Source organism: Paractinoplanes hotanensis (genome assembly GCF_023717965.1).
Classification (GTDB): domain Bacteria; phylum Actinomycetota; class Actinomycetes; order Mycobacteriales; family Micromonosporaceae; genus Actinoplanes; species Actinoplanes polyasparticus.
The window spans coordinates 1-21,001 of sequence record NZ_JAMQOL010000075.1 but is presented as its reverse complement, the minus strand read 5'-3'; the positions used below and the strand labels follow the sequence as shown (position 1 = coordinate 21,001).

General features: G+C 68.7%; 23 protein-coding genes. 13 read left to right on the top strand and 10 right to left on the bottom strand.

Annotated elements, in window-relative coordinates; translation table 11 throughout:
• Positions 1-179 precede the first annotated feature (179 nt).
• From LXN57_RS42900 to LXN57_RS42885, 5 genes are all read left to right on the top strand, one after another.
• Complete coding sequence (locus tag LXN57_RS42900) at positions 180-1,106, top strand: hypothetical protein (RefSeq protein ID WP_251804054.1); 927 nt, start codon at positions 180-182, stop codon at positions 1,104-1,106.
• Between the two features lie 125 nt (positions 1,107-1,231).
• Complete coding sequence (locus LXN57_RS42895; RefSeq protein WP_251804053.1) at positions 1,232-1,942, top strand: alpha/beta fold hydrolase; 711 nt, start codon at positions 1,232-1,234, stop codon at positions 1,940-1,942.
• Between the two features lie 73 nt (positions 1,943-2,015).
• The gene (locus tag LXN57_RS42890) at positions 2,016-2,747 is read left to right on the top strand and encodes a trimeric intracellular cation channel family protein (RefSeq protein WP_251804052.1); all 732 of its coding nucleotides are present in this window, start codon (positions 2,016-2,018) and stop codon (positions 2,745-2,747) included.
• A complete protein-coding gene (locus LXN57_RS48455) occupies positions 2,744-2,866 on the top strand; it encodes a DUF2625 family protein (RefSeq protein ID WP_369077304.1) in 123 nt (40 codons plus the stop codon). Before LXN57_RS42890 ends, LXN57_RS48455 begins: the two co-directional genes overlap by 4 nt.
• A 93-nt stretch (positions 2,867-2,959) precedes the next feature.
• Positions 2,960-3,703: an N-acyl homoserine lactonase family protein gene (locus LXN57_RS42885; RefSeq protein WP_251804096.1), complete on the top strand. Its 744-nt coding sequence runs from the start codon at positions 2,960-2,962 to the stop codon at positions 3,701-3,703.
• 207 nt (positions 3,704-3,910) lie between these two features.
• Here LXN57_RS42885 and LXN57_RS42880 read toward each other — a convergent pair whose 3' ends face one another.
• On the bottom strand, positions 3,911-4,420 hold the full coding sequence (locus LXN57_RS42880) for a cupin domain-containing protein (RefSeq protein ID WP_251804051.1): 510 nt from the start codon (positions 4,418-4,420) through the stop codon (positions 3,911-3,913).
• A 388-nt stretch (positions 4,421-4,808) separates the two neighbouring features.
• Positions 4,809-7,568, bottom strand: coding sequence for an AAA family ATPase (locus LXN57_RS42875; RefSeq protein WP_251804050.1), 2,760 nt, complete (start codon positions 7,566-7,568; stop codon positions 4,809-4,811).
• Positions 7,569-7,737: 169 nt separating this feature from the next.
• Between LXN57_RS42875 and LXN57_RS42870 the strand changes: the two genes are divergently transcribed.
• Positions 7,738-10,596 (top strand): AfsR/SARP family transcriptional regulator, encoded by a 2,859-nt coding sequence (locus tag LXN57_RS42870; RefSeq protein ID WP_251804049.1) that lies wholly within the window; start codon positions 7,738-7,740, stop codon positions 10,594-10,596.
• 56 nt (positions 10,597-10,652) lie between these two features.
• Here LXN57_RS42870 and LXN57_RS42865 read toward each other — a convergent pair whose 3' ends face one another.
• A complete protein-coding gene (locus LXN57_RS42865; RefSeq protein ID WP_251804048.1) occupies positions 10,653-11,015 on the bottom strand; it encodes a hypothetical protein in 363 nt (120 codons plus the stop codon).
• A 169-nt stretch (positions 11,016-11,184) separates the two neighbouring features.
• Positions 11,185-11,526, bottom strand: coding sequence for a winged helix-turn-helix transcriptional regulator (locus LXN57_RS42860; protein ID WP_251804047.1), 342 nt, complete (start codon positions 11,524-11,526; stop codon positions 11,185-11,187).
• An 85-nt stretch (positions 11,527-11,611) separates the two neighbouring features.
• Here LXN57_RS42860 and LXN57_RS42855 point away from each other — a divergent pair, with 85 nt between their 5' ends.
• From LXN57_RS42855 to LXN57_RS42845, 3 genes are all read left to right on the top strand, one after another.
• Positions 11,612-12,481 carry a pirin family protein gene (locus LXN57_RS42855; protein ID WP_251804046.1) on the top strand — a complete coding sequence of 290 codons (870 nt, stop codon included), beginning with the start codon at positions 11,612-11,614 and terminating at the stop codon, positions 12,479-12,481.
• A 180-nt stretch (positions 12,482-12,661) separates the two neighbouring features.
• Positions 12,662-13,516, top strand: a complete 855-nt coding sequence (locus LXN57_RS42850; RefSeq protein ID WP_251804045.1) for an alpha/beta hydrolase — start codon at positions 12,662-12,664, stop codon at positions 13,514-13,516.
• Positions 13,517-13,604: 88 nt separating this feature from the next.
• The gene (locus tag LXN57_RS42845) at positions 13,605-13,769 is read left to right on the top strand and encodes a hypothetical protein (RefSeq protein ID WP_251804044.1); all 165 of its coding nucleotides are present in this window, start codon (positions 13,605-13,607) and stop codon (positions 13,767-13,769) included.
• A 180-nt stretch (positions 13,770-13,949) separates the two neighbouring features.
• On the opposite strand, the gene LXN57_RS42840 is transcribed toward LXN57_RS42845, so the two are convergent.
• Entirely contained in the window at positions 13,950-14,753 is an 804-nt protein-coding gene (locus tag LXN57_RS42840) for an SGNH/GDSL hydrolase family protein (RefSeq protein ID WP_251804043.1), read from the bottom strand.
• Between the two features lie 372 nt (positions 14,754-15,125).
• Between LXN57_RS42840 and LXN57_RS42835 the strand changes: the two genes are divergently transcribed.
• On the top strand, positions 15,126-15,992 hold the full coding sequence (locus LXN57_RS42835) for a dioxygenase family protein (protein WP_251804042.1): 867 nt from the start codon (positions 15,126-15,128) through the stop codon (positions 15,990-15,992).
• Positions 15,993-16,308: 316 nt separating this feature from the next.
• On the top strand, positions 16,309-16,695 hold the full coding sequence (locus LXN57_RS42830) for a hypothetical protein (RefSeq protein ID WP_251804041.1): 387 nt from the start codon (positions 16,309-16,311) through the stop codon (positions 16,693-16,695).
• A 116-nt stretch (positions 16,696-16,811) separates the two neighbouring features.
• Here the strand turns inward: LXN57_RS42830 and LXN57_RS42825 are convergent, their stop codons facing one another.
• Positions 16,812-16,997: a hypothetical protein gene (locus LXN57_RS42825; RefSeq protein WP_251804040.1), complete on the bottom strand. Its 186-nt coding sequence runs from the start codon at positions 16,995-16,997 to the stop codon at positions 16,812-16,814.
• A 257-nt stretch (positions 16,998-17,254) separates the two neighbouring features.
• Positions 17,255-17,965 (bottom strand): alpha/beta hydrolase, encoded by a 711-nt coding sequence (locus LXN57_RS42820; protein WP_251804039.1) that lies wholly within the window; start codon positions 17,963-17,965, stop codon positions 17,255-17,257.
• Positions 17,966-18,137: 172 nt separating this feature from the next.
• Between LXN57_RS42820 and LXN57_RS42815 the strand changes: the two genes are divergently transcribed.
• Both LXN57_RS42815 and LXN57_RS42810 read left to right on the top strand, forming a co-directional pair.
• On the top strand, positions 18,138-18,584 hold the full coding sequence (locus LXN57_RS42815; RefSeq protein WP_251804038.1) for a DUF6924 domain-containing protein: 447 nt from the start codon (positions 18,138-18,140) through the stop codon (positions 18,582-18,584).
• Positions 18,585-18,663: 79 nt separating this feature from the next.
• Complete coding sequence (locus LXN57_RS42810; RefSeq protein ID WP_251804037.1) at positions 18,664-18,855, top strand: hypothetical protein; 192 nt, start codon at positions 18,664-18,666, stop codon at positions 18,853-18,855.
• Positions 18,856-18,882: 27 nt separating this feature from the next.
• Here the strand turns inward: LXN57_RS42810 and LXN57_RS48100 are convergent, their stop codons facing one another.
• Genes LXN57_RS48100 through LXN57_RS42800 form a run of 3 tightly spaced genes read right to left on the bottom strand, consistent with a single transcriptional unit; the run spans position 18,883 to position 19,853 of the window.
• Positions 18,883-19,017, bottom strand: a complete 135-nt coding sequence (locus LXN57_RS48100) for a hypothetical protein (RefSeq protein WP_285904742.1) — start codon at positions 19,015-19,017, stop codon at positions 18,883-18,885.
• A 35-nt stretch (positions 19,018-19,052) separates the two neighbouring features.
• A complete protein-coding gene (locus LXN57_RS42805) occupies positions 19,053-19,256 on the bottom strand; it encodes a hypothetical protein (RefSeq protein WP_251804036.1) in 204 nt (67 codons plus the stop codon).
• Positions 19,257-19,277: 21 nt separating this feature from the next.
• Complete coding sequence (locus tag LXN57_RS42800) at positions 19,278-19,853, bottom strand: sigma-70 family RNA polymerase sigma factor (RefSeq protein WP_251804035.1); 576 nt, start codon at positions 19,851-19,853, stop codon at positions 19,278-19,280.
• Positions 19,854-21,001 lie beyond the last annotated feature (1,148 nt).

Sequence of the window (21,001 nt, the reverse complement as noted above, 5' to 3'; positions counted from 1 at the left end):
GGTTCTCTCGGGACGACGCTCGTTGCGGCATGAGGGCTTTCGAGGTCGACAATGTCGAAGTCGGTGAGGACCACCATGCGCCGGTGCGCGATTCACCCCGGATACGCCGCGAGTCCGGAACGACCCGCTCAGAAAGCCTCGGGGGTGAACTTCGAGCGACCGCGTCCGTCAGCCGTCTCATGAACCTCCGAAAGTTACTTCGTTTCGGCGCCGCTCTCGTCCTCGTCGTCCTGATGGCGGTCGGCGCGATCTATGCCTGGCCACTCGGCCTCGACGAGGGCGCCGCCCGCCCGGTCTCGTTCACCGAGGCGCAGGCCCGTGTCGCTCAGGCGGTCGCGCGGGACGAGGCTGATCCGGCCGTGACGACAGGATGTCGTACGCGAGCACTGGTCCATCCCGGCCGCGCGGCCAAGGCGGTGCTGATGCTCCACGGCTACACCGAGTGTCCGGCTCAGTTCTCGTCGCTGGCCCAGCAGTACTACGACCAGGGGTACAACGTGTTCGTGCCGCGCGCGCCGCGGCACGGTGTCACGGACCCGGAGGCGCACGCCGGACTGCACGCCGACGAGCTTCTCGCGTACGCCTCCGAATCATGGGATTCCGCGGCTGGGCTCGGCGACGAGGTCGGAGTGGTCGGCATCTCGGGCGGAGCGGTGCTGGCGACGTGGCTGACGGTGCATCGGCCGGTGGTTCGACTCCTGGCTCTGTCACCGTTCTACGCTCCGTCCGCGACGCAGGCGCCGGCCTGGCAGGTGAAGCCGGTGATCGTTCTCTACGGCAACCGGCTGCTGCCCGATCACTTCAACAGCAGCGGCCTCTCGTATGCCGCCCTGTCGCAGTATCTGCGGATCGCCCGCAATCTCGACGGCGAACCGAGCCCCACGCTGAAGTCGGTCGGGCTGGTCGTCTCGCCGGCCGACACGTTCATCGACCTCGACCGGGCCGCCTCGGTGACGTCGTCGTTGGGCCCGTCGAACAGCTTCGTCGTCCCGGCTGAGTGGGGCATCGGCCATGACGTCGCCGACCCGGCCGAACTCGGCAACCACGTCGCGACTCTGCAACAGACCTACTTCGACCTGTACGAAGGCCGGGCCGTTGCGCTCTGACCCGGTGACCGGTGTCGGCAATCACCTTGTCCTGGTATCCAATACGCAATATATTGCCGATAGACGTTGAGCCGAGCCGCCTGAACCGCTCCGCATGACGGTGCGGCATCTGAAAGGACGAATCCATGAGTACCACCGGTCAAGAGATCAAGAACGTCGTGCTCGTGCACGGCGCGTTCGCTGATGGTTCGGGCTGGCGCGGCGTGTACGACAATCTGACGGCCCGGGGCTACCGGGTCACGATCGTGCAAAATCCGCTCACCTCGCTGGAGGCCGACGTCGCGGCGACCACCAGGGTGCTCGACCGGCAGGACGGTCCGGCAATTCTGGTGGGCCACTCCTGGGGCGGCACGGTCATCACCGAGGCGGGAGTCCACCCCAAGGTCGCCGGCCTGGTCTACGTGTCAGCCCTGGCCCCCGATTCCGGCGAGACCACCGCCCAGCAGTACGAGGGATTCGCCGCGACGCCCGACTTCGTGATCGATGTCGCCGAAGACGGATACGGCTTCATCAACAGCGACAAGTTCCAGGCCGGCTTCGCCGCGGACACCAGCGACGCCGACGCCGCCTTCCTCCGCGACTCGCAGGTGCCTATCAACATGGCGGCGTTCGCGACGGCGGTGAAGAAGGCGGCCTGGCGGGACAAGCCGAGTTGGGCGGTCATCGCGACCGAGGACAGGGCGTTCGACCAGGCGATGCTGCAGCACATGGCCAAGCGCATCGGCGCCGAGATCACCAACGTCCCGGCCAGCCATGCTCTCTTCCTGACCCAGGCCGGCGTCGTCTCCGACGTCATCGCGACCGCCGCGCAGAACGCCAACAGCGGCGCTCGCTGACGCGCCCACCACTTCATCCGGGCCGGCTCGCACCCCACGTGAGCCGGCCCCTGGCTTGCCGGAGGGTGACCCCATGTCCGTCTCGCCGTTCCAGGTGGAGCTCTGGATCGAACTGCTCGCCGCGGGACTGGGCGGCCTCCAGGGCGCCCTGTTCGCGGCCGGGGAGAGGCACCGCCGCATCGACGTGCTCGGCGTCATCGTGATCGGGCTCGCCGTCTCGCTCGGGGGAAGTCTGCTGCGCGACATCGTGCTCAATCAGCGGCCGGTCGTGATCTGGATGAACTGGTATCTGCTGGTGGCTGCCGCCTCAGCCATTCTCGGCATGGTGCTGCAGCCGGTGTTCGCGCGGGCGGACTGGCTGATCACCCTGCTCGACGCGGTCGTCATGGGGCTGTTCGGCGGGATAGGGGCCTCGAAGGCGCTGTCGCTCGGCGTCGGTGTGGCGGGTGCGCTGGTCGTCGGTGTCATCGGGGCCATCGGGGGCGGCATGCTGCGTGACGTCATCCTGAGCCGGCCGATCTCGTTCCTCCAGGTGGGAACCCTGTATGCCGTCGCCGCCGGAGCCGGGGCCGGGACGCTCATCCTGCTCGCCGAGTTCGGCACACCGATCCCGATCGCCGGCACCATGTGCGTGATGGTGACCACCGTCGTGCGTCTGGCTGCCATCCGCTTCGGCTGGACCTTCCCCGAGCAGCGGGCGGTGAACCCTCGCATCCGTCCGAGGCGCCGGCCGCGCCCACGGTTCACCGTGCGCCCGGTGAGGTGGTCTACTTCGATCCTTCGTTGCTGGCCTGGACGAGGATGAAGATGTCACACGGCGAGTGGCTGGCGTGGTGCCTGTCCGGTGATCTGCCGAAGTTCTTCAACGGACGGTTGTGGCCGGGCTGGCGCCAGCGTGCGGAATCTTCGAGTACTGAACGGTAGGTCGCCGTTGCCGTTGAGGAGGACGTAGAGGTGTCGTGACGGACTGCGTCGCGATCCGCCGAGCCGGCCGGACGGAAGAGGGCAGCCGTGGAAATGTTCGTGATCCCGTTGGGCGTCTGCGGCTGCAGGACGGACCTGGCAGCACCGGGCGCCGGCGGGCGAGTCGATCTCCCCGTCCTGGCCTACCTGCTCCGCCTCGATGACGGCCGGAATGTCATGGTCGACACTGGGATGAGCCGACTGCACGTCAACGATCCCCTCGTGACCTGGCGCGGCACCGCCCTTGCCGACGTTCTGACACCGTCGATGGCCCCGGACGACGACCTGGAGCACCAGCTGCGGCTGCTCGATCTGGGTCCGGACGACATCGACTTCGTGGTGAACACGCATCTTCATTTCGATCACGCGGGAAACAACGACCTCTTCACCCGTGCGACCTTCCTCGTGCAACGAGAGCACTATGCGGCAGCGCTGGGCAACCCCGCCTTCCCCAACCGGTACTGGAATCTGCCGGGTCTGCGTTTCGAGTTGCTCGACGGTGACGGGCCGATTTTCCCCGGCGTCGAAGTCGTCGCGACCCCGGGCCATGCTCCGGGCCACCAGTCGGTGGTGGTGAGACTGCCGGAGAGTGGCACCTTCATCATCTGCGGCGACGCGCTCCACAGCCAGGCCGGCATCGATCAGGGCAGCTGGACCGCCCAGGCCGACCCGGTGGCCGCCCGAGCTTCCGGCCGGCGTCTGGTGGAGCTGGCCGAAGCCGAATCGGCCATCCTCCTGTTCGCTCACGACACACAGCAGGCGGCTGGTCTGGTGCGTTCTCCGCACGGCTACCGCTGATTCCGGCGTCGAGGAACTATGTACGCGATCGGCGATTCGCGCCGTGCGGATCCGAGGATGATGCGAGCGCCGGTGGCTGTCCTTTCTGAGGCAGGCGCCGGCGCTCGCGCCGCTCAGCCGGCTCGTGGTTCGGCTGAGCCGTTCGGGGTGGCCACCGACCTCGTGACAACGACGAGCGCGGTGGCACACGGGGTGCGGAACCCGTGGTTACACAGCTTCCACGCCGTACTTGTGGAACAGGCCCAGCATGCGGTCGTCGAAACGTTCGGGTCCCCAGTTGTCGACCTGTACGCCCGGCTTCGGCTCGTCGCCGCCTTCCACGAACAGGCCTTCGGCGCCGGCGGGGGTGTAGATGAAGAGCAGTCTCGTGGTGTGCACGCCGACGTTCTTGAACCGGTGCCGAACCATCCGGGGGATGTGGACGATGTCGCCGGTCACCGCGGTGAAGGTCCGCTCGCCGTCCAGGAATTCGAGTTCGCCGGAGAGTAGGTAGAAGGTTTCCTCCTGCTCGGCGTGGGTGTGCGGGACCGGGCCGCCGCCGGGGGGCACGCTGGCCTCCACGATGCCGACGGAGCCGCCGGTCTGGGCCGCTTGGAGGCGAACGGTGTACACGTCACCGGAGAACCACTTGGTCACCCCCTGACCGGCGGCCACGTGAAGGCCGCCCCCGGCGGCGTCACGCGCGTCCAGGTCGGCTCCGGGAATGAGAATGCTCATGATGGCTCCCTAGGTGAGGTCTGGGTCGTCTGGTCCGGGCTGGACGGCGGCCTCCCGGGGGCGCGGAAGACCGCCGTTCGCTCTGCATGACGCGAATCCAGCCGCATTGTTCAACCGGGGAACGAAAACTCCGCGGACGGGCTGGACCTCGGTGAGGGAGCGGTCCTCACCGGTGCCTGGTGTGCCTTCGTGGGACGGCGAGACGGGCGACGAGGTCTCCACGGCGGACGCGACCGTCATTCGCGAGCGCGTCCAGCGCCTCGAGCACCTGGGCATCGGTCGGCACGTCCGGCCTGAGGTGTCGCAGCAACCCGATGGTGGGCTCCGCGCCGCGCAGCAGGACATGCGCCGCACGTCGGGGAAGCGTAGGAGCCTGCCTGTCAGTTTCCTACGTCATTGCCAGTGAAATGGATTCCGATGAGCTGTCCGGCTGTTCTGGAAAATGGGCTGAAAGGGCATCGCGGAGCCCTGCGCGTGCCGTTATGCCGAGCTTCGGAAAAATGCGGTAGAGATGCGCGCCGACCGTCCGGTGGGAGAGATAAAGGCGTTCAGCGATCTGTTTGTTGGTCAGGCCACCGGCGGCCAGGGCGGCGATCTCGAGCTCCTGGCCGGTGAGCACGGCAGTCGCCTGTCCGGTGACTGCGGGCCGGTAGCCGGTGGCTCGCAGTTCCGCGGTGGCACGGGCCAGCCACGGCTCGGCGCCCATGGCAGCGAAGCCGCGGCGCGCGGTGAGAAGGTGGGTGCGGGCGGCCGAGGCTTTCCGGTCGCGGCGCAGCTTCTCGGCGAAGGCGAGACGGATGCGCGACGACTCGAACAGCCAGCGTTCGGAGGCCGGATCGCCGAGTGTCCGCTCGAGCCGTTCGGCGGCTTCGTGGCTGTCGAGCACGAGCGCGTCGACGCCGTGCTGGATCAGCCTCATGCGTGCGGACAGGGCGGCCACGTCCGCCGCGCGCATGGCCTCGGCGTGCGCCCGGGCCTCGCCCGCTCGGCCGGTGCGCAGGGCAGCTTCGACCAGGTCGAACATCACCCAGGTGCAGTTGGGTACGTACGGGGCGAGCGTCCCGGCGGGACTCGACGCGATCGCATGCTGGTAAGCGGACTCGAAATCGGCGGACGCGGCGGCGGCGAGCACCCGTGGATGGTGGGCGATCGCCGCCGCCCCCGCCACCCCGCGAGGCAGGGCCCAGCGGGTGATCTCATCAGCGAGCTCGAAGGCTTCGCCGGACTGGCCGCGGCCGGCAGCGACGATCGCCCTGGTGTAGAGGAAATACCACGTCAGGAACGTCAGCCCGCTGTCGCCGCAGACCTGCTGCGCTTCGGCGGCCAAGGCCTCGGACTCGGCCCAGCGGCCGGTGAGAAAGTCGTCGAGACAGAGATGCATCATCGCCGACAACTGCCGCCGGGGCGCCCCTCCCTCGCGTCCCTGCCGCACGAGCCGCCACGAGGACTCGCGGTTCTCGCCCAGCCGGTCGAGATAGACCGAGGCGGTGCCGATCCGCATGACCCGGGTCAGATCCGCCTCCTCGGGCAGCGTGGCGATGAGCGCCTCCAGATCGGGCAGCGCCGAGCGCCCGGTGCGTACCGGGTCGGGGAACGTTCTGCTCATCACCGACAGGATGTCGGAGGGGCCTGGCTCGAGCCTGGCCAGAAGCCGGTGGAAGGTGGCCCAGTGGTCGGGACTGCCGGCGTACCAGGACAGCAACAGCAGCGTGTGCATGGCCTCGTCGAGCGCCGGGTCGTCCGTACGCCAGCCGTGTTCGCCGGTCTCGATCGCGCCGGCCAGCAAGCGGTGGGCGGTGTGCACGTCGCCATCGCCATTGATCATCAAGAGTGCCGCCGCGCCGGCGGCGTGCAAGGCGCCGGCGGCGTCGACGCTCATCTCCCGGGAGCGGGCGAGCAGGGTGGTCGCGTCGCCGGAGCCGCCGGCTTCGGCTCCGATGTACGCCGCCTGCGCCAGCCGCCGTGCGGTGTCCTCGGCGGTGTCGCTCAGCTCCGCCGCACGCATCAGGGCGGCGATGGCGGCCAGGGCGTCACCACGCTGCATGACGCGATGCGAGGCGTGTTCGAGCTGGGCGGCGACCGCCTCGTCGGGTCCGGCCGTGGCCGCCGCGAGGTGCCAGCTGCGGCGTTCCAGGTCGCCCGGCAAGGCTTCCGCGATGGCCAGGTGAACCCGTCGACGCTCCTCGTGGGTGGATGTCGCGACGATCGCCGACTGGAGGAGGGGGTGGCGGAAGACCATGCGCCCGGTGGCGTCGTCGACCCGTACCAGCTGGGTTCGTTCGGCCGGTGCCAGGTGGGTGAGGTCGGTCATGCCGCGCAGGGTCCGTACGTCGCCGCTGCCTTCGAACGTGGCGAGCAGCAGTAGCAGGCGGGTGGGGTCGGGCAGGCCCACGATGCGATGGGCGAAGATCGTCTGTAGCCGGTCGCTGAGGGGCACCACGTCCGAGGATTCCAAGTGCTGCGCGGGGCCGGCCAGGGTGTCCGCCAACTCGACCAGGGCCAGGGGGTTGCCCTGGGCGAGGTCGAGCAGGCGTTGCCGGGCACGCCCCCTCATGGTGGGGAACCGGACGTCCACCAGCCGCTCCGCAGCCTCGGTGCTCAGCGGTTCGACGGTGACCTCGAAGAGGCCGCGGCGGTCGAGGAAGCTCTCGGTGCCGGTCCGGGAAGCGGCGATGACACCGACGGGTGACCCCTGGACCCGCCGGGCGATGAAGCCGAGCACGACGGCGCTGGGCCGGTCGACCCATTGCACGTCGTCCACGATCAGCAGCACGGGTGCCTTTCTGGACACGGTGGTGACCAGAGACAGCGCGGCGTTGCAGACCAGCAGCGGCGCGGGGGCCGGGCCAGGGCCGAAGCCGAGAGCGACGGTGAGCGCGTCGCGCAGCGTCGGTGGCAGCCGTTGCATCGCGGTGTACAGCGGCAGTAGCAGCTGATTGAGGAGCGAGTAGCTCACGTCCACCTCGAATTCGGAGCCGGACGAACGCAGCACCCGCAAGCCGGCCGCCTCCGCCATGTCCGCCGCGGCGGAGAGCAACGCCGACTTGCCGACGCCGGGCTCGCCGCGGACCATCCGGACATCCCCGTCGTGCCGCACGGACTGCAGGAAGCGGCGGATCCGCCCCAGCTCCACTTCGCGTCCGACCAACGATTCACAGGATGGCATCACGCTCGGTACTACGCGGCCGGGTGGTCGGAGTTCACTCAGCGCCTCCTGCCGCAGGCAGGAGGCGGTCCAGCGAGAGCTGCTCACCTAAGCTGGACGCCGGTAGCCGACGATCACCGACCGTCGGCGATGTTGATGGGGGCCACATTCCGTGACCGGGGCACAGGGCGACGTGCGCTTCGCGGTGCTGGGGGCGGTGGAGGTGTGGCGTGGGGGGCAGCCGGTGGATCCCGGCTCACGACAGCAGCGCCTGATTCTGGCGTTGCTCCTGGCGCGGGCGGGCCGGCCAGTCGGCCTCGCGGACTTCGTGACGCTGTTGTGGGAGGAGCGGCCACCGCGCAGCGCGGCCAACATCGTCCACCTTCACATGGGCAGGCTTCGGCGGCTGTTCGAACCCGGTTTGCGTCCTCGCTCGCCCGGCCGGTGGCTGGTGGGGGACGCGGCCGGCTATCGCATGGTGGTCGACGCCGGGCAGCTGGACCTGCTGAAGCTCCGAAGTCTGGCACAGCGGGCACGGGCCGCTGACGATCCCGCCGAGGCGGTGGCGACCTATGTCGAAGCGCTGGAATTGTCGCGGGGGCCGTGCGCCGGAGCTCCGGCGCTGGTCAGCCGTCCGGTCGCTGACTTCGAGGCGGTCGACAACGAGTACGCCGATCTGGTGCGGGAGGCCGCCGACCTCGCACTGCCCGCGGGCGCGGCGCGGGCTGTGCTTCCGATACTGCGGCGTGTCGCCCGGCACCGTTCTCTCGACGAGGCCGTTCAGGCCAGATTGCTGCTGACGTTGTCCGCGGTCGGGCAGCAGGCAGAAGCGATCGCTCTCTACCAAGAACTACGCGGCCGGCTGTCCGACGAACTCGGGATCGGTCCGGGGCGCGAGCTCCAGGATGCCTACCGGACCGTCCTGAGCAGCGGCGTCTCCGGCACAGACGGGCCCGCGGAAGCGCCTCCGTATGACGAGGACCCGTCGACCGGCGAGTTCTTCGTCCGTCCGGCCCAGCTGTTGCCGGACCTGCCCCATTTCACGGGCCGGGGTGACAGCCTGCGCCGGGCGCTGGCCCTCATCCATGGCCGCACCGCCGGGAGCCCCGTGCGTATTGTCCTCATCGAGGGTATTCCCGGCGTCGGCAAGACCAGCCTGGCGACTCACCTCGCCTATCGGGTGGCCGACGAGTTCCCGGACGGCCAGCTTTATGCCGACCTCAGGGGTCTGGATCCGGAAGCCGCATTGACCCCGGGCGAGGTACAGCAAGCCTTCCTGCACGCGCTGGGCGTCCGCGGTCCGGACATCCCGCAGAGCGACGTGGCCCGGTCCGGGCACTATCGCAGTGTCTTGGCGGAGCGCCGGGTGCTGATCATGCTGGACAACGCCCGCGACGCCGACCAGGTCCGGCCCCTGCTGCCCGGCGCTCCCGGCAGCCTGGTCCTGGTCACGAGCCGCTACAGCCTGGCCGGTCTCGCCGCGACACACGGGGCCGGGGTGCTGGCACTCGACGTTCTGCCGGACGACGAGGCGCGCGAGCTTCTGACCTCGCGGGTGGGACCCGTGGGTGCCCGGGCCGACCGCCAAGCGCTGGACGAGATCGTCAGGTTGTGCGGGGGCCTTCCGTTGGCCCTCGCCGTGGTGGGTGCCCGAGCCTTGGCGCGACCCGGATTTCGGCTGTCGGCCGTCGCGGGTGAGCTGCACGAGACCCAAGGCAGTCTGGACGGCTTCGATTCCGACGATCCGGAGAGCGACCTGCGAGCCATCTTCTCGTGGTCCTACCGGGGACTCAGCCCTTCGGCCGCGCGCCTCTTCCGGCTGCTGGCGCTGCATCCGGGCCCGGACGTCACGCTCCCAGCGGTGGCGAGCCTGGGCGGCCTGTCCGTGCGCGACGCCCGTGCGGGCTTCGACGAGCTGGTGCGAAGCAGGCTGCTCACCGAGCGCCGGCCCGGCCGCTACGGCGCCCACGATCTCATCGCCGCGTACGCGCGTGAGCTGATGCTCGACTCCGACCCCGAGGAGGAACGCGAGGCGGCCGCGGATCGGCTGCTCAAGTACTACCGGTGTGCCGCCTACCACGCCAACCTCTTCATCAACCCCGATATCAGCGCGGATCCGCCGGCCGAGCACGACGGGATCGTCGTCCATGCCCCGCGGAGCGACAAGGAGGCCGCGGACTGGTTCGCCGACGAACGTGGGGAGCTCAAAGCCATCCTGCGTCAGGCCAACGACCGGGGCCGGGTGTATGACGCCTGGCAGCTGGAGCTGACGGTGCAGGGTTTCTACCAGCGGGAGGGCTGGTGGCACGACTGGGCGATTCTCGTCCGCGAGTGTCTGGACGCGGCCGTCGGCGCGGGTGACTCGGCCGGAGCGGCGGAGATGCTGCGCAGCCTGGCCGGTGCGCAGTTCTACCTCGGCGACGGCACCTCGGCGCTGGCTCTGCTCGAGCGGGCTCTCGTGATCTTTGCCGAGCTGGGCAACACCTCCCGCGAGGCGCTGACACTGCGCAACCTCGGCGAGGTGAGCTTCATGGTCGGCGACTACGAGCGATCCGTCGCCTGCCACCACCAGGCCTTGGACATGGCGGAGGCAATCTGCGACCGGACGGTCCAGGCGGACGTCCTGTGCCGTCTGGCCGACGCGCAGTACGAGCTCGGCAGGCCCGCGCTGAGTTTCGAGACCCTCGACCGTGCCTTGGCCATGAGCGAGCAGCTCGCCGACGTCGTCCGGCGCTGCGAGTGCCACCTGCGGCGGGCCGACCTGTTCCTGCGCGAGCGACGATACGCCGAATCTCTGGCCGACTGGAACGCGGCTCGAGAGCTCTCCGAGGCGGTCGGTCACCGCGTCCACGCGGTCCGCGCGCGAGTGGGCCTGGGCGACGTCGCCCATGCGATGAACGACCAGCCCGCCGCCCGGACCGCCTGGCTGGAGGCGCTCGCGCTGGGCAACGACTCGGATCCGAGCCAGGAAGAACGGATCCGCCGCCGCCTGGCCGAGCTGTACCGCGGCGTCGGTGGCGCAGCCGCTTAGCCACGTCGGAGGCGGCGGCCGAGCGGGAGGGCCGGAGCCGCTGATCGAAGCTCCGGTCAGCCCGCAGCCCGGACGGTCAGGTGGCCGATGCCGCGACGCGTCACGCCGCTCAGCGAGTATCCTTCGCCGGCCTCAGCCGCTATCGCTTGGAGCATGGTGTCCACGGTGACGTTCGAACCCGCATAGTCCACGGTGAACGTGGTCAGGCCGAAGCTCAGGCATCGCGCGATGAGCTCCCGCAGAAGCCGGCGGCCGAGCCCGCTGCTCAGCCGGGCGTCGGCGACGTTGACCCGCACCGTCGTCGATTCCGGGTCGGCCGGATCCCAGGCGCACTCGGCCAACGCGGTCACGCGGTCGCCCTCGATCGCGACCTGCCCGGTCCACCGTCGTTCCCGCAGGGCCAGATGGTCGGACACCATCAGATGGAAAGGACGCAGGCGGCGATCACCGGCAAGGAAGCGCCGAGGGTAGCTCCGCGGTGCGAAGAGCGAATCGGACGCCCGCAGAAGATCGAGGTCGGCGGATCGCCATGGGCGGGTCTCAAGGTTCTCGGTCACGCTTCTGCCGACGGATGGCGGCGTCAGGGGTTCACTCGTCGTTGTGCCGGAGATGACGCTCACTCCAGCGCGACAACGGCTGGAGTGAGGCGATCAGCTCCTCGGCGTCCGGCGTGAGGGCGTACATGATCTGGACGGGTGTGCTGGGGATGACGGTGCGCTCGACGAGGTGGCGCTCCTGCAGCTGCTTGAGGCGCAGCGTGAGCTGTGGGTCCGAGATGCCCGGGACCCGGGCCCGATACTCCTTGAAGCGCCGGGCGCCGCGCGCCCCGGCGAGCAGGATGGGGCCGGTCCAGCGGGTGCCGATGATGTCGATCGCGCGCAGGATGCGAAGGCAGGCTTCCTCGTCGACTCCGGTCTCGTCCTTGTTCACTTCCCCAAGGTAAGTAACTTTGGTGGTGTTTGCCAGCCCGGGTCGGTTGGCCGGACGCTTCCCTCAAGCGAAGAGAAGAGGCGTCATGAACCGGAAAGTGCATCGCGTTCTCGACAAGGTGGAACTCGGCCGGACCGCCATGTCGGCGCACAGCTCGATGATCATTTCCCCCGGCCGGAACGACTGGACCGACCCGTTCCTGTTGATGGGGGAGGAGCTGGTCAATCAGCCCGGGTTCGACTGGCACCCGCACCGCGGCCTGGAGACCGTCACCCTGATCCTGGACGGAGCACTCGAGCACGGCGACAGCATGGGCCACGCCGGAGTGCTCGGGCCCCTGGACGCGCAGTGGATGACCGCGGGCCGGGGCATCATCCACCGGGAGGTCGCGGCCAGGTCGGAGCACGCGCACATCCTGCAGCTGTGGGTCAACCTGCCGGCTGACCGGAAAATGGTGCCGACCCGCTATCAGGACCTGCGAGCCGGCATGCACGCCGTGCACACCGAGCCCGGTGTGCTCGTTCAGCTGATCTCCGGTGAGACCGCGTCGGTGCGCGGGCCGGCAGTCAACCAGTGGCCGATCCTCGGCATGCTGATCACGTTGGACCCCAGGACCGAGTATCGGCAGCTGCTCGCCGGCGACCAGCGTGCGTTCACGTACGTGATCTCCGGTCGGCTCACGGTCGCGGGCCGTGGCGTGCGGGCAGGGCAGATCGCCTGGTCCGATCCGGTGACGCAGCCGGGTGAACCGACCACGCTCACGCTGGCCACCGGCGACGGGGACGAACAGACCAAGGTGCTGCTCTTCGCCGGGCGCCCGATCGGTGAGTCCGTGTACGCCAGCGGCCCGTTCGTGATGAACTCGCGCGACGAGATCGAGCAGGCGTACCGCGACTTCCACTCCGGCACGTTCGGCAGCATCCCGCGTCACACCCGCCTGCCCGCCGGCGCCTGAGCGGCTCAGTCCACTTCTGATTGTCGGTGCCGGCGCAGGCCCAGATCTGCGGCCGGCGCGACACAGTTGCCGAACCACTGGTGCGCCAGCTCGTGGGTCATGGTCGGCTCGAGACTGGCCGCCGGCCCGCGTGAGGTGGTCGACGTGAACCCGAGCCGTTCGGCGCCGTCGTGACTACTGATGAGATCCCTCGACAACCTTTCGTCATTCGCGACGGCCGATCGGTCGGCACAGGCGGTCATCGCGGCCGAAGCGGCCGACCCCGACATCCGGCCGCAGTCGCGCAGCATTCTGCTCAGCCACGGATCGCGCACTCGACGGGCAGTGCTGCTTCTGCACGGATACAGGCACGGGCCGGAGCAGATGGACGAGCTGGCGCGCGACTTCTTCACGCGCGGCTACAACGTCTGGATCCCGCGGGCGCCGGGTCACGGGACGACCGACCGCCGGGCTGAACGCCGGATCACGGTGGAGAGTCTCACGACGTACGCGTCTCAGGGCATGGATATCGCGGACGGTCTGGGCGATGAGGTGGGTGTCGTCGGCATTTCGGCGGGCGGGATCCTCGCCGCCTGGCTGGCGCAGCACCGCAGTGACACCGTGCGCCGTGTCCTGCTGTTCTCTCCGTTCTTCGCCCCGTCGCCGCGGCAGGTTCCGGCGCTGATGGTCCGTCCGCTCATCTTTCTGTACGGGCACGGCCTGCTTCCCGACCACATCACCTCACGCGGATACTCGCTCGCTACGATCAGCAGGTACCTGGCGATCGCGCGTGATCTGTCGTCCCCCTCCGGGCGAACCGGCCTGCGCTCGATCGCCGTGGCCTTCAGTCCTCTCGACGACGTCGTCGACACGGTGGCGGCGACGGCCGTGCCCGGCCGGATCGCCGATGCCGCCGGTATTCCAGTGCACACTCTGCTGTTGCCGGAGTCGCTGGGCTTCGGCCACAACACCCTGGCCCTCTCCGGCCGGCCGGACGCCGGTCGGCTTCGGGAGCAGTACATCCAGCTCTACGAGGGACAGCGTTCCACTCGATGACAGCCTTGATGAAGCCGCCCACAGCTGTCGCGGATCGCCACCGCCGCCTTGCCGACCGGATCCGGCTCAGCTCGGTCAAGGTTTCGCGATGTGCGTCGAGTGGCAGTTCGCCGTGACGCCGGCAGAGTGGCTCGACCCGGCTCACAGCCAGTACTCGGAGTACCAGGCCGCCGAACTGGCCATCCAGCGCCTCGGCGTCGGCTTCCGCGGTTCGCTGTCGTACACCGTGGAAGACCTGACCATCCTCGCCTGATCGGCGCGCCGGGGCGGGTCGCGGTTCGCGGCCCGCCCCGCACGGCGCCGCTGCGACATCCGCGCCGGCTTCTGCGCGACCGGGGGAGGGACGCTGCCCGCCGACTCGAGCTGGCGCCGCAGCGGGCACGACGACGGTGGCGCTCGCCCGACCTCCGGGCGAGCGCCACCGAACCCGCTGTCAGCGGCGGCAGTCGATGGCCTTGCGCAGAGCCGGCAGATAGCCGGCGCGGTAGCCGACGGCTGTCGGGTGGAACGCCCCGGCATCGGTCAGACCGGTGATCCACGGATCGGCTCCGCACAGTCCGTGTGCGGTGAACCGCGGCTGAACGTCGGCGAACCGGGCCCCGGCGCGGCGAGCCTGACCGGCGATGACGCGATTGAGCAGGTCGACCGTCTCGTTCAGCGCCTTGCGCTTGACGAGGCTGGCGGGCGGCACCGCGGCGCAGTCCGCGGTGGTCTCGAAGAAACGCGGGTAGCCGGTTGCCACGATCTCGGCTCGAGGCGCCCGCTGCCGTACGGCGCGGTAGACCCCGTCCAGCCGGCCTCGCAGCTGCCCGGTGGTGAAAGCCTGGGCCGCCTCGACGACCGCGGTGCAGTCCGCGTCGGTTCCCTGCATGCAGGTGGCCATGCGGGAGCTGAATTCGAGGTCGTTGCCTCCGACGGTCACGGTTACCAGCCGGGTCTGCCGGCTGAGACTGCTCAGCTGGCCCGACACGACGTCCATGGTGGTCGCACCGGCGCACGCCTCCGAGCGGGACGCGGCTCCGTGTTCGACGGTGGACGCGAGGAGTGTGGGATATCCGTTGGAGCTGCGCAGGCACTCCGGGTCGAGGTACGGCGGCGCGCCGACCCCGGCCGCGACCGAGTCACCCACGGCGACGTAGGTGTAGGCCGGAGCAGCGGTCTGCGCGGCAGCCGGCGCGACGCCGGCGACCGCGGCCAGCACACCGATGCCACCGGCAAGGAGGCGATGGAACAACACTGTGTACGCCTTTCGTTCGGATCGATCCGCATGCTCGGACCGATTCCTTCCTTGCTAGAACGGGGGCGTAGGCGGCTGGTTCAACCGCTGCCGGCAGTTGAACGACGCCCGTCTCGGCCAGCGCCAGCTGTCCGACCTGGCCGGCCCGCCTGGCGACGGCGGATCTTCCGGCTCCGCGAACACCGGGGAAGGGTGTGATCACAGCGACTGAACCGAACTCACCCGTACGGAACGCGTCTTCGCTTTGTGGGGGCCGTCCGTTCGGGCTTGCCGAGCTCGACCGGCAGGTTCTCGACCGACTCGCGGCGTCCTGACGATCCCCCGGCCGCGCGGGCGGTCAGGTCCGGAAAACGAAGGAGACGATGCGACACCATGCCTGTCGATCCGAAAAAGAACATCACCGATGGGGCGGTGCGCCGGTGGGGTACGGCGTATTCACCCCGTACGGCCGAGTTGATGACCAAGCTGGTGGAGCATCTGCACGATTTCGCCCGCGAGGCGAATCTGACACCGGACGAGTGGATGGCCGCCGTGGAGTGGCTGACCCGTACCGGGCAGATCAGTAACGAGAAGCGGCAGGAGTTCATCCTGGCCTCCGACGTGCTGGGACTCAGTTCGCTGGTGGTGGAGCTGAATCACCGCTTCGACGAGCGGGCGACCCCGGCGACGGTGCTGGGCCCGTTCCACATCGACGGCTCGCCGGCGGTGGACTTCGGGTTCGACATGTCCGAAGGGCTGCCGGGGGTGCCGCTGTTCATCATGGGCCAGGTCACCGACCTGGACGGCCGGGCGGTGCCGAATGCCGTCCTGGACGTGTGGCAGGCCGACGTCGACGGAGTGTACGAGGCTCAGCTGCCCGAGGTCGACGAAGCCCGGCTGCGGGCGAAATACCAGGCCCGCCCGGACGGCTCCTACTGCGTGCGTACCATTCTGCCGCTGGGGTACACGATCCCGATGGACGGTCCGGTGGGTGATCTGGTGAAGCAGACCGACATCAGCGCGTACCGGCCGGCGCACGTCCACTTCCTGTTGGACGAGCCCGGCTTCGAGAAGCTTGTCACGCATCTGTTCCCGGCGCGCACGGACTACCTGGACTCGGACGTGGTCTTCGGGGTCAAGGACGCGTTGATCACCCCGTTCGTCGAGCACCAGCCGGGTCCGAGCCCGGACGGCAGGACGATGAATCGGACCTTCCTGGTCGCCCATTACGACTTCGTCCTGCAACCCGTGCCGTCATGATCCACGGCGACTGCGGATCGGCCCGATGAGGGGGGACGGCGGCGTCCTGGCGGGAACTACCGCCGCCCCGAAGGGGAGCTCCCGGGCCAACGTGTGACAGGACCGGGGCTCTTGACCAGCCCGCGGTGACTGGCCACCCACCCCGACAGACGCAGCGAACCGGGTGAGGTTCACCCGAGCGGAGAGCCGGATATCGATGTGATCCCGATGAACCGGTGAATGTCGAATCCGTCTCCATGAATAGGCGTCAACCCGGTCCTCAGCCTCGGGGGAGATGGCGCCGACGAGATCAAGGAGCAGGGTGCGGATGTCAAGTTTGACCAAGTCGGCTGTCGCTGGGATCGCGGGCGCGGCTGTGCTGAGCACGGCTGTGGTGACGGGGGCGGCATCGCCGGCCTTCGCCGCCATGGGCAAGGGGCGGGTGCAGATCTGCGCCGTCGGAAATTACGGTTCCTATCTGAGTTTCGTCGGTAATCGACCGTTGTTCGCCACGTACGTCGCGGCGCCCGGGCAGTGCGTGAAGGCCGACATTCCCGTCGGCACCACTCGGATCTCGGTGTTCGGACTGTGGAGTAGCGGGAACTCCTTCGAGATGGGAGCGTTCCTCGCCAGCGCTTCGGATGATCCCGGTTGGAAGGTCTATACCTCTGGCTCCACGGCGAACGGCGGAGCAACTCGCAGTTGGTGGGCCAACCGCAACTGATCGGCGCCGGTGATGGGCTCGGCAAGCACTTCTCGAGCCCACCACCGGTCAAGCAGGCCCAGGAACCTGGAACAGCGCAGACGTACCCCGACAGCCGAATTCCGGCGAGACCCGGCTCACTTCAGCTGAGCTTCGCGCGGAAGCTCGGCCATCGCCGAGAGCACGAAAGCCGGCGCGGCCAGCGCCTGCGGGAGATCCTTGCCGCGTCCGGCCGCGCTGTCCAGCACTTCCGCCGCTGACCCCGAAACCTGCGGGTGGCGATCGCCGCTGAGGGTGTCCGCCGTTCCGACTCCCGTATCCATGCGCGCGGTGTGGTCACGGGGTTGAAGGCGCCGCATCGCCGGAAGCGGGTGAGTTCAGCGCAGTCGGTCACGGCTTGTCGTACTAGCGCCGACCTTCATAGAGCCTGATGTACCGGGCGTACAGGAGGTCTTTCGCCGGGCCCAGGCGTGCGGGGTCGACCGCTTCATGACCGATCATCATGCTGCTCGGGATCTCATGCCACAGGGCCGGAACCCGGTTGGTCTCTGCTATGCGAGCAGGAATCCGCGTCGCCTGATCATGGTCGATGAACCGGTCCCCGGGCGACGTGACCACGGCGACGCTCTTCAGTTCGGGCAGTCGCGTATCGGGGGCCAGGACTGCCGACCGTCATCGGGCGCACCGCCAGTGGCGGCACCTGGTCGGCGCTCGGCCGGAAGAATGGTGCGATGACTAGCATCCGGTGTACCTGGGTCGGTCGTGTGGTCGTCAGCCACGTTGCCAGGACACCTCCCGCGGAGGTTCCCATCACCCCGGTCTCGGCACCGAGTGCCGCGGTGATGTCCATCGCCGACCCGGCGTAGGTGGTCAGTTCCCGGGCTGTCAGGGATCGGTGTGCCTCCGGGTCTGTCCGGCCGTGCCGCGGCGCCAGCGGCACGTACACGTTGTAGCCCTGTTCGTAGTAGATCGCGGCGAGTCCGGCCAACCGGCCGGGACAGCCGAGATAGCCGTGAAGCATGAGGACGGCCTTGGCGCTCGGCTCGGGGTGCACGAGAGCCACGGACCGGCACTCGGACCGGATCCGCGAGTCGGCCTTCTCGGCCTCGGTTTGAGCCGCGATGCGAGCGGTCGCCGTGGCGAATGACATCGGCTGAGCTGGCGGTCGCAACGTCTCGTCGTCGAGCGGCCATCGATACAGGCCCGCAACCGCTGTCATGGTGATCAGGAGTACGGTGACGCCCAGGGCGAGAAATCGACGGGTGAGGGCTGTCTGAGGTCGAGGGATCACGTCGACTCCGATGAGATGGCAGGGCTCTGGCGGACCAGTGGGTTCTCTCGAGAGGACGATCGTCGCGCCCGACTGTTCACGCCCCGATGAACTTGATGATGTGCGGTGCGTCTGGTGCGGTATGAGGGCGTTTCCTGCTGACATCGATCAGGCCGCCGAGCGATCGGCGAACGTGGTCGTTCGCACGGATTTCTCGGACGATGAAGGGTGGCTCGCCACCGTCGAGGCACTGGACCAGGCGCCGGAGGACTGGGAGGAGGACGACTTCGAGGCCGACAACGTCGTCATCGACGACCCGTCCTGGGCCGACGCGACGCCGGACGAGATTCTCGAAGTCGTCCGGCGGGACCAGCACCTGAGTGGACACCTGAGCGTCTTTCTGGTCGCCGACAAGCAGACCGTGTCCGGGGAAGAACACCACCTGCTGGTCGTCACCTCGCACGACCCGCAGGACGAGATGTACGACGAGGTCACGGAATTCGGCCGGGAGTTCCGCTGTCTCCCGAGCGAGACCCATGCGATCAGCGTCAACGTCGGCATCGCGAACATGGGGTTCGAGGAGTTCGCCGAAGCTGCCGCTGCCTCGCTGGACGGGGTCTTCCGCGGCTGGCCGCAATGACGTCCGCCCCGACTTCAGCATCACCTACACCCCTGAGGATCTGAAGGAGGACTGGTCCGGAGCGGGCGAGCTCATCGCCGTGCCGCGTTCGCGGCGGCTGGAGCGCCTGCGGTTCTCGACTCTCGGCAGCCGAGCCTCGGTGGAGCTGCGCGATCGCATCATCACCTTGTGCGAAGAGCGTGACGCCGAGGGCGCGGCGGCGGCCCGGGACAACTGGCTGAGCCTGGACGACGTCGTCGACCTGGACGAGAACGACGACCGGCCGGCCTGAACGCTCCGACGCGATGCGGTGGTGGCGTCAGATCTCCGTCGTCGTGAGCGACGGTGTCGAGAGGGCCGGCGGCCAGGCGTCGTCGGCGGGTCCCGCCGCTGCGGGGGCGAGGTCACCCGACCGCGGCGACGTCTGCCCGGCGCGCCGGATGGTCCGCGCCATCGCAGTCTCCTCCCCGGCGTCGGCGAGCGTGTCGATCACAGATCGGTTTCGGCGGCGGTCAGCGCCATGGGCCGGGCGACGGTGGCGAACACGATTGCGTGCGTCACCTCGACCACGTGGCTCTCGGCCAGCCGAGTCCTCAAGCGCGCGACGAGATCGTTCGGTAGGGGTTCGCGGAGACTGCCGAGAACCGGGCGGAAATGCCGCTCGGAATCGGCCTGCTGGATCGCGGTTCGCACTCCTCGGTCCTCTCGGCGGGCTCACTCATGTGTCAGGGCATCACGCAATTGCTGCATGGCGTAGTGCGCTCGGGATTTGACCGTGCCGACCGGGACGCTGAGCAGGCTCGCGGTCTCGTCCAGGGTGTGACCCTTGACGTACAGCTCCAGAAGGACGGACCGATGGCTGGGACTGAGCGCGTTGATGGCATCGCGCAGGGTGAGCGTCGCGATCACTGTTTCCGCAGACTCGCTGCCGGCGGCGGCCGGTTCGATGTCGAAGAGGTTGACCTCGATGGGCCGTGACTGCCGCTTGCGGTACGCGTCGATGGCCAGCCGGCGGGCCACCGTGAACAGCCAGCGGCGCTGGGACTCCGGCTCGATCGGCACGGTGTCGAGGCTCCGCCAGGCCCGTAGCATGGTCTCCTGGAGGAGGTCCTCGGCGGTGTGTGAGGCGCTGGCTGACACCAGGCCCCGCAAGAAGTGCAGCAGCTGCCCGCCGTTGTTGCGGTGAATCTCGCGCATCTGGCATTCGGCGTGGTCCGCCTGAGGCTTCGCGCCGGCCTCGGCCCGCTCCGGTGCGACATTCCTGTCGATGACGCTGGTCGCGCTGGTCATGATGACATTCCCCCGTGGCAATTCCGGCTGGTTCCGAAAAAAGCCTATGGGGCGTCTGTTTAATTGGACTTTATTGCTAGTTACGCCGATGTGGAAACCGGATCGGAGTGATTACCCAGGCCTGTTCCGGTGGAGTTCGGCGCACTGTCGGGAACCCGACCGGCAACGATATTACCGATCGTTTGTGTCCTTGTCACGGTGTGATGCGAAGAGAGGGAGTCGAAATTCGGGTGACCGCGGGTGCGCTTTCTGCCGGCATTTTGGCGAGGTCGTACCATCCGACGGCGCGGTCCCAGGACGCGATCAGGGCCGAAGACCATGCCGGTCTGCTCGTCCCCGGTCCGGAAACGGGCGGCCGAAGGTCCGGGCCAGGGACTGCCGGTACACCGCACCATCAGATGACGTCACATTCACCTCGACGTGCCCCGGCCCTCGGAGTTCAGTCGCCGCTGGTCGACGGCCTGGGCGGAAATGGTCAACCAGCTGCGGCCGCCCCGGGACACCGTGGGTGGCATGCATGCCTGTAGCCATGGCTCCATCGTGGTCGGTGCGGGTCCGGCCGGTGCCGTCGTCGCCTCCCGTCTGTCTATCCTCGCGTGCGGGTGCTGCTTCTCGAGCCGGGGCCGGCCGACACCCAGGGCTCTCTTGCGTTCTCGCGGGGCGGCGAGCTGAGCTGGGATTTCGTGGGGGTGAGTGGCCTCTGTGGAGGCCGTCGAGAAGGTCCTGGGCAGCCTGGCGGGGTCCTGTTCGTCGCCGACGCGATGCATGCCCGGAGCGATCACGCCGAGCAGATCACCAGCCGTGGAGCACACCTTCTCCTGCGGGCAAAGGGGAACCAGCCCACCCTTCATGCCCAGCTCAAGGCCGTCCCCTGGGCACCGATCCCAGTCGGTGACCGCACCCGCGACCGCGGGCACGGCCGTAAGGAGACCCGCCGCCATCTGTCGAATGACCTAACCGGGCCGTGCGGGGATTCGTGGCGGCGTGGGCGCCGTCACTTCGACTGGGATGCGCTCCTGTCGGTCCCGGCGAGATGTGGCGGATATTTGCGGCGAAACGACTTCGTTGCTGGGGAGTTCATCGCAGGCGAATGACTGATTCGGTAGGTGTGCTGGGAGGTGACTGTAGATGCCACAGTGCGCTGATCC

Coding starts and splice junctions, on each gene's coding strand:
- LXN57_RS48100 (WP_285904742.1), bottom strand. CDS start 19,017: ATGGCGCGGACCATCCGGCGCGCCGGGCAGACGTCGCCGCGGTCGGGT.
- LXN57_RS42880 (WP_251804051.1), bottom strand. CDS start 4,420: ATGAGCATTCTCATTCCCGGAGCCGACCTGGACGCGCGTGACGCCGCC.
- LXN57_RS42825 (WP_251804040.1), bottom strand. CDS start 16,997: ATGGATACGGGAGTCGGAACGGCGGACACCCTCAGCGGCGATCGCCAC.
- LXN57_RS42900 (WP_251804054.1), top strand. CDS start 180: ATGAACCTCCGAAAGTTACTTCGTTTCGGCGCCGCTCTCGTCCTCGTC.
- LXN57_RS42865 (WP_251804048.1), bottom strand. CDS start 11,015: ATGGTGTCCGACCATCTGGCCCTGCGGGAACGACGGTGGACCGGGCAG.
- LXN57_RS48455 (WP_369077304.1), top strand. CDS start 2,744: ATGAAGATGTCACACGGCGAGTGGCTGGCGTGGTGCCTGTCCGGTGAT.
- LXN57_RS42845 (WP_251804044.1), top strand. CDS start 13,605: ATGTGCGTCGAGTGGCAGTTCGCCGTGACGCCGGCAGAGTGGCTCGAC.
- LXN57_RS42850 (WP_251804045.1), top strand. CDS start 12,662: ATGAGATCCCTCGACAACCTTTCGTCATTCGCGACGGCCGATCGGTCG.
- LXN57_RS42890 (WP_251804052.1), top strand. CDS start 2,016: ATGTCCGTCTCGCCGTTCCAGGTGGAGCTCTGGATCGAACTGCTCGCC.
- LXN57_RS42895 (WP_251804053.1), top strand. CDS start 1,232: ATGAGTACCACCGGTCAAGAGATCAAGAACGTCGTGCTCGTGCACGGC.
- LXN57_RS42885 (WP_251804096.1), top strand. CDS start 2,960: ATGTTCGTGATCCCGTTGGGCGTCTGCGGCTGCAGGACGGACCTGGCA.
- LXN57_RS42855 (WP_251804046.1), top strand. CDS start 11,612: ATGAACCGGAAAGTGCATCGCGTTCTCGACAAGGTGGAACTCGGCCGG.
- LXN57_RS42800 (WP_251804035.1), bottom strand. CDS start 19,853: ATGACCAGCGCGACCAGCGTCATCGACAGGAATGTCGCACCGGAGCGG.
- LXN57_RS42835 (WP_251804042.1), top strand. CDS start 15,126: ATGCCTGTCGATCCGAAAAAGAACATCACCGATGGGGCGGTGCGCCGG.